This is a genomic window from Lacticaseibacillus jixianensis (assembly GCF_003946485.1).
Taxonomy (GTDB): domain Bacteria; phylum Bacillota; class Bacilli; order Lactobacillales; family Lactobacillaceae; genus Lacticaseibacillus; species Lacticaseibacillus jixianensis.
Genome location: NZ_RHOJ01000005.1, coordinates 21,226 through 34,006, shown reverse-complemented (window position 1 = coordinate 34,006; position 12,781 = coordinate 21,226). Strand labels below are relative to the sequence as shown.

10 protein-coding genes and 2 pseudogenes are annotated in these 12,781 nt (G+C 59.2%); all 12 read right to left on the bottom strand.

Annotated elements, in window-relative coordinates:
- The gene (gene ileS, locus EKM85_RS03530) at positions 1-2,787 is read right to left on the bottom strand and encodes an isoleucine--tRNA ligase (RefSeq protein WP_125584888.1); all 2,787 of its coding nucleotides are present in this window, start codon (positions 2,785-2,787) and stop codon (positions 1-3) included.
- Positions 2,788-3,406: 619 nt separating this feature from the next.
- Positions 3,407-4,132: a DivIVA domain-containing protein gene (locus tag EKM85_RS03525; protein ID WP_125584887.1), complete on the bottom strand. Its 726-nt coding sequence runs from the start codon at positions 4,130-4,132 to the stop codon at positions 3,407-3,409.
- 15 nt (positions 4,133-4,147) lie between these two features.
- Positions 4,148-4,927 carry a YlmH family RNA-binding protein gene (locus EKM85_RS03520; protein ID WP_125584886.1) on the bottom strand — a complete coding sequence of 260 codons (780 nt, stop codon included), beginning with the start codon at positions 4,925-4,927 and terminating at the stop codon, positions 4,148-4,150.
- A 2-nt stretch (positions 4,928-4,929) separates the two neighbouring features.
- Entirely contained in the window at positions 4,930-5,214 is a 285-nt protein-coding gene (locus EKM85_RS03515) for a YggT family protein (protein WP_125584885.1), read from the bottom strand.
- 8 nt (positions 5,215-5,222) lie between these two features.
- Complete coding sequence (locus EKM85_RS03510) at positions 5,223-5,696, bottom strand: cell division protein SepF (protein WP_125584884.1); 474 nt, start codon at positions 5,694-5,696, stop codon at positions 5,223-5,225.
- 61 nt (positions 5,697-5,757) lie between these two features.
- Positions 5,758-5,964 (bottom strand): annotated as a pseudogene (locus EKM85_RS11710) (cell division protein FtsZ); the annotation flags it as partial.
- Between the two features lie 98 nt (positions 5,965-6,062).
- Positions 6,063-7,014: pseudogene (ftsZ, locus tag EKM85_RS03505) on the bottom strand (cell division protein FtsZ); the annotation flags it as partial.
- A gap of 21 nt (positions 7,015-7,035) precedes the next feature.
- Positions 7,036-8,331, bottom strand: coding sequence for a cell division protein FtsA (gene ftsA, locus EKM85_RS03500; protein WP_125584882.1), 1,296 nt, complete (start codon positions 8,329-8,331; stop codon positions 7,036-7,038).
- A gap of 121 nt (positions 8,332-8,452) precedes the next feature.
- On the bottom strand, positions 8,453-9,277 hold the full coding sequence (locus EKM85_RS03495; RefSeq protein ID WP_125584881.1) for a cell division protein FtsQ/DivIB: 825 nt from the start codon (positions 9,275-9,277) through the stop codon (positions 8,453-8,455).
- 26 nt (positions 9,278-9,303) lie between these two features.
- Positions 9,304-10,389, bottom strand: a complete 1,086-nt coding sequence (gene murG / locus EKM85_RS03490; RefSeq protein ID WP_125584880.1) for an undecaprenyldiphospho-muramoylpentapeptide beta-N-acetylglucosaminyltransferase — start codon at positions 10,387-10,389, stop codon at positions 9,304-9,306.
- Between the two features lie 2 nt (positions 10,390-10,391).
- A complete protein-coding gene (gene murD, locus EKM85_RS03485) occupies positions 10,392-11,762 on the bottom strand; it encodes a UDP-N-acetylmuramoyl-L-alanine--D-glutamate ligase (protein ID WP_125584879.1) in 1,371 nt (456 codons plus the stop codon).
- 51 nt (positions 11,763-11,813) lie between these two features.
- Positions 11,814-12,779 (bottom strand): phospho-N-acetylmuramoyl-pentapeptide-transferase, encoded by a 966-nt coding sequence (gene mraY / locus EKM85_RS03480; protein ID WP_125584878.1) that lies wholly within the window; start codon positions 12,777-12,779, stop codon positions 11,814-11,816.
- Between the last annotated feature and the right edge of the window lie 2 nt (positions 12,780-12,781).

The window sequence follows — 12,781 nt, the reverse complement described above, 5'->3', positions numbered from 1 at the left end:
CTAGGCCTCAAAGCCGTCCTGGACGGCCTCCGGGAAATTCTCCGCCACGATCTTTGCGCAGCGGGCGCAAAGCGTTGGGAAGCGGTCGTCGGCGCCAACCGTAGTGGTGGTCATCCGGCAGCGCTGACACACGTCACCCTCGGCGTGCGCAACGAGAATATCGGCATCGTCAAAGTGCACGGCGCCTTCAGGGACGGCGGCGCCGACAGCGGCGACAGTGAAGCCGCTAGTGATCAGCAGCTGCATCACGTTGGCGTCAAGGCCTGCCAGCAGCGTCCGCACAGAATTCTGTGGGTACACCGTCACGGCCGCCTCCATCGACTTACCGATCAGCTTGGCGTCACGGGCCATTTCCAGGCTCTTTTGCACCTCAGCGCGGAAGCTCATGAATGCGGACCACTGCTTGATGAGGTCATCTTGACCCGCAAAGTCTTGGGCCTCAGGCATGTTGCTGAGCGCAGCGTACTGCTCCGGCTGGTGCAGGTACGGCCAGATCTCTTCCGCCGTGTGGGCCAGAATCGGCGTCAACAGCTTCGTCAGGTCCAGCAGCGCTTCGAACATCACCGTCTGCATACGGCGACGGGCCAGGCTCTTTTCGGCCTCGATGTAAACAACATCCTTGGCAAAATCAAGGTAAAACGCGGACAAATCGTTGACCAGGAAGCTGGAGATCGTCTTCTCCACAGTCGCAAAGTCGTACTTGTCATACGCCGCCTTCGCGGTTTTGATCACCTGATTCAGGCGGACCATCATGTACTGATCCACGCTGCCAAGCTGATCATACGGCACGGCGTCGGTTTGCGCAGCGAAGTCGCCCGTGTTGGCGATCATGAAGCGCAGGGTGTTGCGGATCTTGCGGTAGGCCTCAGAGGTCTGGGCAAAATTGTCCATCGAGACGCGCACGTCCGATGATGAATCGACGGTTGCCGCCCAGAGCCGGATGATTTCGGCGCCAAACTGGTTCTCGACCTTGTCCGGGGCGATGGTGTTACCCAGGGACTTGGACATCTTGCGGCCTTCGCCGTCAAGCGTGAAACCTTGGGAAAGCACTTGCTTGTACGGGGCCACCCCGTTGACCGCCACGCTGGTGATCAAGCTGGAGTTAAACCAGCCCCGGTACTGATCAGAACCTTCCAGGTAGAGGTCGGTCGGGTACTCAAGGTCCGGGCGCGCTTCGGCCACCCCGGCCCAGCTGGAGCCGGAATCAAACCACACGTCCATGATGTCGGTTTCCTTGGTGAACTTGCCATTTGGCGAGTGCACGTTGGTGTACCCATCCGGCAGCAGGTCCTTCGCTTCGCGCTGGGACCAGACGATCGAGCCGTACTGGCCGAACAGATCGGCCACGTGATCGATGGTCTCCTTTTCCAGGATCGGGGTGCCATCTTCCGCGTAGAAGATCGGCAGCGGCACGCCCCATGCCCGCTGGCGTGAAATGACCCAATCGCCGCGGTCGCGGATCATGTTGTACAGGCGGGTCTTACCCCAGTCAGGGGTGAAGGAAACCTTATCGATGGCGTCAAGGATCTGCTGGCGGAAGGCGTCAACGGAAGCAAACCACTGCGTCGTCGCCCGGAAAATGACGGGCTTCTTGGTCCGCCAATCGTGCGGGTACGAGTGGGTGAAGAAGTCCAGCTTCAGCAGCGCGCCTTTTTCCTCCAGGGCCTTGGTGACCATCGGGTTGGCCTTGTCGTAGAACACCCCTTCAAAGCCCGGTGCGTCCTTGGTCATGAAGCCCTTCGCGTCGACAACGGAGACCACTGGCAGATTGTAGTTCATGCCGGCCTTGTAGTCGTCTTCACCATGGCCAGGAGCGGTGTGGACCAAGCCAGTCCCTGAGTCCAGGGTCACGTGGTCGCCGAGGATCACAAGGCTGTCGCGGTCATACAGCGGGTGCTTGGCCACCATGCGCTCCATGTCTTTGCCGGAGAAGGTCTTCAGCACGGACACAGTGGACCAGCCCAGCGCTTCCGTGACCACCTGCAGGCGTTCGGACGCCACGACGTACTTCTTGCCGTCAGCTTCGACCTGGGCGTACTCAAAGCGTGGGTTGACCGCGATGCCCTGGTTGGCCGGAATGGTCCACGGGGTGGTGGTCCAAATAATGAAGCTGGTGTCGGTGCCGATGATGCCCTTGCCGTCCTTGACCGGGAAAGCGACGTAAATCGACGGCGACTTGACGTCATGGTATTCGATTTCGGCTTCTGCCAGGGTCGACTCGGAAGACCAGGACCAGTAAACCGGCTTCAGCCCATGATAGATGTAACCTTTTTCGGCCATGGCCCCAAAGACGCGGATCTCCTGTTCTTCAAACTTCGGCTGCAGGGTGATGTACGGGTGGTCCCAATCGCCGAGCACGCCCAGCCGCTTGAAATCGGTGCGCTGCTTTTCGATCTCCTTCATCGCAAACTGCCGGCACAGCTCGCGGTACTCGTCCATCGCCATTTCTTTGCGGTGAACGCCCTTTTTGGCGAGCTGCTGCTCGATTGGCAGGCCGTGAGTATCCCAGCCGGGAACGTAAGGCGCACGGAAGCCGTTCATCGACTTGTAGCGCACGATGATGTCCTTGGAGATCTTATTCAGGGCGTGACCCATGTGGATGTTCCCGTTGGCAAACGGAGGGCCATCATGCAGAATGAAGGCCGGCTTGCCCTCATTCAGTTTCTGGCGCATCTCGTACAGGTGGTTTTCTTCCCACGCCGCCTGCATCTTTGGTTCCTTAGTTGGCAGCCCCGCCCGCATCTTAAAATCGGTGTGACCGAGGTTCAGTGTGTCTTTGACTTTCATGGCTGCTCCTTTTCTGGTTCTGCTTTGATCAATTTTCACGTCTATCGCTTGGCCGGCTGGCGGGCTGCCCCATCCCTTAAAAGCGCCCGCCTTCGCACCTTGGCCTAATCGGGCTGCGGCGGGCAACGCGGGAGTGGCTTGATCAGCTTGTAGCGCATCGCGCGTACAAGCTGACATGCGGTAGCTGCTACGGTGCGAGCTTCACCTGCTGCGCAGGCAAAGCTCACCCCTAGGCTACCCATCCCGCTAAATGCGCCCGCCTTCGCACCTTGGTCCTAATCGGGCTACAGCCAGCAACGCCCGAGCACTTAGCTACGCCTCGCACTTCACTCGCTGTGCGAGTAAAGCACGAGGCTAGGCTAAGTGTCGTGCTAAAAGCGCTGGCTTTCGCACCTTGCATAAAAAAACACCCGTCCTGTCAATAGGACGAGCGTGCTCGTGGTACCACCTAAGTTCAAAGCAAAATGACTTGCTTCCTCTAGTTGACCGAATAACGGTGGTCACCCGTCGAAGTTACCTTCGACCCTCGCAAACTGATACCGCTCAAAGACTTCGCACCAGGCTTTCACCCTCCCCGGTTCGCTGCTCGAAGTGCCTTTGACCGACGCGTGTTCGCGTCTTATTCTTGAGAACCGTCGACATTCTGGCCGGCGTTACTGCCGTCTGCCGAATTGTCTGCCGCTGACGACTCGGGCTCATCGGTTGGAAAAACGATCTCGGTGTAGCGCGTTTCGCCATCAGTATCCTCAGCTGCCTCTGAGTGTACTGAATCTACCGGCTGGTTGTCAAGGTCAGGGGCATCACTTTGCTGCGTTTGCGCCGGATCAAGGTACTCGGCGGACTCGGTGGTGCTGGCAAGCAGCTCTTTCCATTCCGGGCTCTTGACGACTTCAAGCTGCGACTCCAGCATGACCTGCAGCCGCTGCCGGAAGACGCGGGTCTGGCGCTTCAGATCCTCCGTCTGCACGGTGATGGCCTTGGCCTTGTCAGAAGCGTCTTTAACGATTTGGTTGGCCTTTTCAGTGGCGGATGTCAGCATGTCCTGAGAGGTCTTTTCCGCCTTCGACTGGATCAGCGCTGCCTCTGCATCGGCGTTCTTCTTCACCTTGTCGGCGGCTTCCTGCGCGACAAGGATCGACTGGTTCAAGGCGTCCTTCAGGTCGTTAAAGTACTTGTTCTTGTCCTGAAGCTCCTTCAGCTGGCCTTCCATTTCTTCGTTCTGCTTCAGTGAAGCGGAGTAATCCTTGATGATCTGAGCGAGAAAATCGTTGACCTGATCCTCGTCGAGCCCGCGCATGCGGTGATTAAATTCCTTGTTATGAATATCCAGTGGACTTAATGCCATGTTGAAACCTCCCAGCTATTTCTTAATAATGTCGACAGCGACCCGGGTCTTGCCTTTTTTACTGACGCCTAACACCGTGTTGACCCGGATCCGGCCGTAGCCGCGCACCGAGACAATATCTGCCGAGCCGACGACCGCGTCCGGCCGATCCGTCAGCTCGAAGTTCAGCCGCACCTTACTTGAATCGATCAGGGCTTTGGCCCGCGCACGCGACATGTTGAAGGCGTGACCAACGAGGCTGTCCAGGCGCAAACTGCTCATGGACACTTCCGCTGGCTCCCAATCGTTTTGCGGGGTCACGACCTGGTCCAGGCCAATGGGCTCAAGCCGCACTGTGATCCGACCAAGCTTGGTGATGTTATCCTGGACCCATTCGCTCATCGTCTTGGTGGTGAAGAGCTGCCAAGCCGACCCGTCTGTAATGATGTCACCGAACGCGGTCATCCGAATACCCGCGTTGGCCACGGTGCCAAGCACCTGGCTGTGATGGAGCTCGGCAAACTTTTCGGGGTAATGAATGAGCAGCGGCGCAATTTCGAAATCGATGAGGTCAGGCGCGAAGTAGTCCGGGGCAAAAATGACCCGCGCCCGCTCAGCCCCGATGTACCCGCCAAAGACATGGCACTTAATGTCACCATTTGTCCCCGTCAGCGCCCGGGCGATGTGGATCTGCCTGGGGTCGAGAAAGTCGGTCAGGACCGGCCGGTACTCGGTGGCCGCAGTGTTGATCTGATCGGCCAGTTCATCGATCAGCGGCGCTTCTTCCTTGCGAAAATGTTGATAGATCGCGTCCATGATCACGCCACCCGCATGAGGAGCGCGCCGAAGATTGTCCCCAGCCCAGAACGAATCAGATCAAGAACGAAAAAGGCGATCAACGGCGAAAAATCGATCCCTAAGATCGGTGGGATGATGCGGAAAAGGTTGAGCCACGGGCCGACGATCCGCCCCAGCAGCTGGCCGAAGCGCGACTGCCAGGCTCCGGGGAACCATGACATTAAGACGTAGACCACCATGGCCAACATGTAGAAATACAGGCCATAATTGATCACTGTGAAAAGCCAATACAAAACTGTCGCCATACGTCCTCCTAGTTGGTCATGTTGAGATCAGCATCAGTGCCCAAGGTCGACGCCAGCGTGCCATCGATCTGGAAGTTAGCGGGCGTGACGAGGAAGATCATTTCACCGATCCGCCGAATTTCGCCGTTGATGGCAAACACCGTCCCCGTGAGAAAATCGACGATCCGCGTTGCATCCTCAGTTTTGATCTGATCGAAGTTAACCACCACGGCTTTGTTGTTCAGCAGGTGATTACTGATCTCCTTAGCATCAGAATAGATGCGCGGCTCGTACACCACGATCCGGGCAGTCTTGCCGGCCGGCTCGTTCATGGCGACGACCTTGTTGCCGCGATACTTCGCCTTCGCCGGCCGGGTCGCGCCAGAAGCTGGCACGCTCTCTTCCTTGACGTCGTCTTGAACTGGCGTTTCTGCGCCTTCATCTTCATCCGGATCGATGGAGAAGAACTCACTGAACTTGCTGCCAAGCTTTTCAAATGCCATAAGAATCCCTCCTAGAAGCGGCTGTTAAGGAGTGGCTGCGTCACCCCTCGCTGTGCCCTGCTTACTGCCGCCGCAGCTTGAAGAATGGCGGCTGATCGTCGTCTTTGTCGTCAGCCTGCTTGCCGTCGTCGGCTTCAGGCTGGCTTTCGAAGATGTCGAATTCCTGCTTTTTGACGTTGGCAAAGTCCTGACTCTGGTCGCTGTCGGCCTTTGGCGCCTCGCGCTTAGGCTCGCGCCGCAGGTCCCACTGACCGAACGGATCAGTGCCGTCTGCAGTTTTGGCGTTGGTGCTGGCCTGGTCAGTCTGCGCCGGCCGCGCCGCCGGCCGCCGGTTGCCGCGGCCGTTTTGCTGCTGGATGGTGGAATCATCAATGCCCGTTGCGATCACGGTCACGACGACCTCATCGCCGAGCTCTTCATTGATGGACGTCCCAAAGATGATGTTGACGTCGGAGCTGGCCGCTTGGGCCACGATGTCGGAGGCATCCTGCGCTTCGAACAAGGACAGATCCGGACCGCCGGTGATATTCAGCAGCACGTTCTTGGCGCCGTCGATCGACACTTCAAGCAGCGGGCTGGAAATCGCCTTCTTGGTGGCTTCGACGGTCCGCGTCTCACCAGTGGCGGAACCGATCCCCATCAGGGCGGTTCCCTGGTTAGCCATCACCGTCTTGACGTCGGCAAAGTCCAGGTTGACGTAACCCGGGCTGGTGATCAGGTCAGAGATCCCCTGAACGCCCTGGCGGAGCACATTGTCAGCGGCGTGGAAGGCCTCGAGCATCGGCGTCTTCTTATCAACAATTTCAAGAAGGCGGTTATTCGCGATGATCACCAGGGTGTCGACCTGCTCCTTGAGCTGGGCGATCCCTTCCGCGGCGTTCTTGGCGCGTTTCGGGCCTTCAAAGGTGAACGGCCGGGTGACCACGCCCACCGTGAGGGCGCCAAGGTCTTTGGCGATCTTAGCCACCACGGGGGCAGCGCCAGTCCCGGTGCCGCCGCCCATGCCGCAGGTGACGAAGATCATGTCCGCACCCTTCAAGGCGTTTTCGATGGCTTCTTCGCTTTCTTCGGCGGCTTTTTGACCAACGTCAGGCGTCGAGCCAGCACCCAGGCCGCGAGTCAGTTTCGGCCCGAGCTGGATCTTGGTTTCCGCGTCCGAATTAGACAGGGCCTGAACATCGGTGTTTGCAGCGATGAACTCAACGCCCTTGACCTCTTCTGAAATCATGCGGTTGACCGCATTGCCGCCGGCACCGCCGACGCCGATGACCTTGATCACTGCGCCGGTGTCTTTATCTGTATCCAGTGAGAATTCCATTGTCGTTCCTCCTAAAAAGGTTTATTCGAAGAAATTGCCGAAGAAACGCTTCAGTGCGGAAGGCTTCTTCTCAGTCTCGGGCTCGGCATTCTGGTCCGGCTTGCTTGGGACCTGGGTCACTGCCGCGGCAGGAGCCTTCATCTGTGAGGTCGTCGGCGTCGGTAAGACGCTGGACACCAAGATGTCAATATCGGTCATTTCGGCCGCGTAGGTGATCAGGCCCAGCGCCAGCGTGAACGCCGGATGCCGCATCCCCATTTGGTCGGGGATGTAGCGTTTAACGTTGCGCTGGAAAATGTCGCCGGCTAGTTCGACGATGCCTGGCAGCGCGGTGGTCCCACCGGTGATCACGATCCCGCCCGGCAGATCCAGCGCATTGGCCTCGGCCAGCGCGCTTTGCAGCCGGGTGAAGATCTGGGTCAGCCGCGCCTCGATGATCTCCGCCAAGTAATGCTCGGAGATCATGACCGGCTCGGTCTGGCCGACCACCGCCACAGGGAACTGATTGGCCTCAGGGGCGGCCTGGCTGTCCGCATTGCCGTAATCGCGTTTCAGCTTTTCGGCGTCGGTCAGTCCGGTGTTGAGCACCATCGAAATGTCCTTGGTGATGTAGTCGCCACCCTCTTGGTCCAGGGTCGTGAGTTTCAGCTTGTGGTCATGGATCACGGCCGCCGTCGACTGGCCGCCGCCAAGGTCGATGAGGACCGTGCCAAAGTCTGCTTCACCATCGCTTAACGCCACCCGGGCCTCAGCAAGAGGGGCCACGACAACCTGACGGAGTGATAAACCAGCCTTTTCAATTGCTTTTTTCGTGTTATGCAGCACGGTCTTGGGAACGGTGAACAAAATACCGTGCATTTCCAGCCGGACCCCAATCATTCCGCGGGGATCCTTGATGTCATCGAAGCCGTCCACGATAAATTCCGTCGGCGTCAGCGATAAGATTTCTCGCTCCGGTGGTAGATTGCGCACCAGTGCGGCAGCGGCGACCGCCTTCACATCGGTGTCCGTGATCTCCTTGCTTTGATCGCCAACTGCGATCATGCCGGAGACCCGTTCGATCTGAAGCATGGTGGCAGGCACCCCGGCCACCACGTCGGTGATGTCAACGCTGGCCTTTTCTGAGGCCTGCAGGACCGCCTGGCGAATCGCCTCGGCCGCCTTGTCAATATCCACGATCACGCCGCGGGACAATCCTCGCGCACGTGAGTTACCCACGCCAATAATGTTTAACTGGCCTTGCACACGCTCGGCCACGATCACTTTTATTGAGGTGGTCCCGATATCAAGCCCGACATAAATGTCTTGATTTTCCATGTACCCGGAACCTCCTTGCCAGCCTTTTTATAGTAGGATGAGAAAATATAACGCTGAATTTAGTTTACCACACCGCATTGTTATTTGTGGTGCCATCTGGATGAAAGCGAGCTCTTTTTAATCACTTTGAAGCGGTTTTATGATAAGGCGTGAAGAAGGCCCCCACTTCCAGGTCGACCGTTCCCTTCGTCTTCACCTGGGCGATGATACTCGGGTAATACTTGATCTGCTTGGCGATCGTCCGTGAATCGGCCACCACCGTGTTGCCGTCCGTCATGGTCAGCGTGATCTGATAAGGGTTACCGCCGCCCCGCGTGGCGGTCACTTCCGACGTCGTGCGCCGCACTGCGGCTGGGAACTGCTCCAGCTTTTGCGCCAGCGTCCCCGCTTCGCGCGCGGAAAAACCGGTCAACACCGGATAGTTATCCAGCGGGGTCGCTGTGCCTTGTTTGATGATCGTCCCGTTGGCCAGGATCATGTGGTAACGTTTTTGCGTGACGACGTACCCGATCGGCTGGTGCTCCGCCACGCGGATCGTCACGTGATCCAGCTTGCTGATCGCAACGGTGGCGTGCTTGATCTGAGGCACCTGGCGCTGAATCGCGTTAGCCAGCTGGCGGCGGTGGGTCGCCACGTGCAGGATCAAGACGCGGTCGGAAAGTTTACTGGCGTCGATCACCGTTTGGATCGGGACATTTTTCGTCCCCACGACAGAGACCTGTTGCACCTTCGCCAACGGGGAGGCCATGTAGCCAAAAAAGCCCAGCAGGAGGATCAACGGCGTCAGCAGCAAAATCAAGTGCCGCGTCCGCTGGTGCCGCCTCAGCGCCAAGACCCCAGGCAGGCGCAGCTTGGCCGCCGCCTTCCGCTTGCGTTTCTGCTTGGCCTGATAGGCCTCCCATGGGGTGAGTGGATCGTTTGACTGATGCTGCTTTCCCCAAGCCATCGGCGGCCTCCTTTCGCTGTCTGCGCCTAGTGTTGCCGGACCCCTTCAAGCACCGCGATCAGCTGATCGGCGGCATCCGGGGTGCCCATTTGCTTGGCCGCCTTGGCCATCTGCAGCAAGTGCGCATCGTCTCCCATTAGGCTGACGACCTGTTGCGCAAAACTGCCGGCGAGCTGCGGCTCGGTGATGACCACCGCGGCCCCTGCATCAGCTAGGCTCTGGGCGTTGACGAACTGGTGATTATGCGTGACGTTCGGACTGGGGATCAGCACACTCGGCAGCCCCAGTGCGGTCAGCTCCGCCAAACTGGTGGCGCCGCTGCGCCCGACGACCAGGGCCACATCCGGCAGGATCTGCGGCATGTCGTCAACGTACGGCACGACTTTAACGCCGGCCGGCACCTGGCGCAGCTGTTTGCTGATCGTGCCATAGTGCCTCGTCCCGGTGACGAACAACGTCTGGAACCCGGCTTGGCTGAAGGCCGGCAGCGCGGCGAGCGCCGCCTTGTTGATCATCGGCGCCCCGCGCGAGCCGCCGAAGATCAGCAGTGTCCGCTTGTGCGGGTCAAGCCCAAAGGCGGCAAGCCGATCGTTCGGCTTGAGTCCTGCAACCTGCTGGGCGCGGGGATTGCCGGTGATCACGACCTTCTTGGCCGGAAACGAGCTCGCCACGGTCGGAAAGGTGATCGCCACCTTATCGACAAAGTGGGCCAGGAACTTGTTGGTGACTCCGGCCACGGAATTCTGCTCGTGGATCACCGTCGGCACGTGGTGCTGGGCGGCCGCAAAGAGCACGCCGGCCGACACGTAACCACCGGTCCCGACGACCACGTCGGGCCGGAAGTCTTTGACCATCTTGCCGGCCTTGCGCAAGGAGCCCAGAAACAGCTCGACCGTCTTCACGTTTTCAACGGTGAGCTTGCGTTTGAACCCCTGCAAAGCCAGGGTCTCAAAGGGGATCTTCGCGTTGGGTACGATGCGGCTTTCCAGCCCCTTTTCCGTGCCCACGTACATCACCGCGTCGAGCATGTCGCGCTCTTTAAGGCGCTGGATGAGGGCCAGCGCCGGGTAGATGTGGCCCCCGGTGCCGCCGCCTGAGATCATCAGTCGCATAACTACTCCTTCTTTTCCGCGTAGGAGGTGACGGCAGCGATAAACTCGTCGCCGCGCACTTCAAAGTTCGGGTACTGGTCCCAGCTGGCCGCAGCCGGTGAAAGTAGAATAACATCGCCGGGCTGGCTGGCTTCAAACGCCAGCGGCACCGCCGTCTTCACGTTTGCGGTGCGGGTGAACGGAATGCCGGCCTGGGTGGCCAGCTGCTCCATCAACGGCGCGGTTTCGCCAAAGGTCACCATCGCGCGCACGTGCTGTTTGACCAGCGGCAGCAAATCAGCCATCGACAGGTGGCGGTCCAGGCCGCCGGCAAGCAGGACGATCGGCTTCTTGAAGGCCGAAAGCGCCACCGTGCTGGCTTCAACGTTCGTTGCCTTGCTGTCGTTGTACACCTTGCGCCCGTCAATGCTGGTCACGTACTGAATACGGTGCTTGACCCCCGTGAAACGACGCAAGACGTCCACAATGGCTTCGTTTGGCGTGCCGCTGAGCTTGGCGGCCGCAATGGCGGCTAGGGCGTTTTCGATGTTGTGCGCGCCGGGGATCTGCATCTCGTCGGCCTTCATGATCCGCTCGCCGTCAAAGCACAGCCAGCCGTCAGTCAGCGTGGCGCGGGCACCGGCCGCGCCCTTGCGCGAGCACGGCACAATCGTCGCCTTGCTCTGCTTAGCGAGGGTGTGCATCTCCGGCAGGTCCCAGTTCATGATGAAGTAATCTTCCGGGGTCTGGTTCATCGTAAGCCGCATCTTGGCCTTGACGTAGTTCTCGCGGGAGCCGTGCCAATCTAAGTGGGCCTCGTAAATATTGGTGAGGACCGCAATGTGCGGGTGCAGGGTCTTAATGCCAACCAGCATGAAGGACGAGAGCTCGCACACCACCGTGTCGGCTTTCCCCGCCTTTTGCACGACGCCAGAAACCGGAATGCCGATGTTGCCGGCGTCAAACGCGCGGCCGGCGCCTTCCCGTTCGTTGAGCATGAGCCCGATGAGCGTGGTCGTTGTGGTCTTGCCGTTGCTGCCGGTGATCCCGACCCAGCTGGAATCGGAGACCGAGTAGGCCAGCTCCGGCTCCGTGATCACCGGGATCCCGAGTTCCTGCGCCCGGACCACCATCGGATTGCTGTAAGGGATCCCGGGGTTTTTGACCATCAGGGTGAACCCCTCGTCAAGCAGCGCCACTGGATGGCTGCCGGTGATGACCGTCACGCCCTCGTCCAAGAGCGCCTGAGCATCCTTGTTATCGTCAAACTTCTTTTTGTCGTTGACCGTCACCAGCGCGCCGAGCCGGTGCAGCAGCTTGGCGGCACTGACCCCGCTTTTGGCCAAACCGAGAACTAACACTTTCTGATTCGAATACTCTGAATTATTCAGCAACACAAACGCTCCCCAGATTGCCCGACTGCCGCCGGGAATTTTTCACTTGCTTTAAACTAGTGCGATGGCCAGGTACACCGCCGCTCCGATCAAACCGACCAACCAGAACACCACGTCGACCTTCCACTCGGACCACCCCAACAGCTCGAAGTGGTGATGGATCGGGGCCATCTTGAAGATCCGCCGGTGAAACAGCTTGAACGACCCGACCTGCAAGATCACGCTGGCTGTTTCACAAACAAACACGATCCCGATCAAAAGCAGCGACCACGGGCGGTCCAGCAGCAAGGCGATCACCGCGATCAAGCCGCCGAGCGCCAGGCTCCCGGCATCCCCCATGAAGATCTTGGCCGGCTTGTGATTGAACAGGAAAAAGCCGATCATCCCGCCGATCGTCACTAGGCACAAAATCAGCACATCGGTGCGGCCGTCGTGCGCCGCCAGCACCGCGTACGCGGCAAAAGCGATCGTGGACAGCCCCGCCACTAACCCGTCAAGGCCGTCTGAGAGGTTGACCGCGTTGGAAAAGCCCACCATCCAGACCAAGGCAAACGCCGCAAACAGCCACGCCGCGTTCAGCTGGTAACCAAACAGCGGCAGGACGGTGGGAAACCCCTCGTGGAAGTAAACGGCGAGGAAGACGCCCCCGCCGATGATCTGGCCCAGCAATTTTTGCCAGGCGCGCAGCCCCATGTTGCGGTGCAACGAGACGCTGATAAAATCGTCCCAAAAGCCTAACGCGCCGTACAGTACGAGGATGAACAGTCCGGCCCACACGCTGAGCGTCAGCTGATGCTGCCACCAGCCGGTGACAATGGCGGCGACGAAAATGGCGAAAATGAAGACGACGCCGCCCATGGTCGGCGTCCCGTTTTTCTTCTCGTGCCACTTGGGGCCGACCTCACGAATGGTCTGGCCCTCTTTTTTCATCCGCATGTAGCCGATGAACAATGGCATCAGGATCACGGTGATGGCAAAGGCCGCCACCATCGGGATCAGCATTTCAGTGAATTGCATTA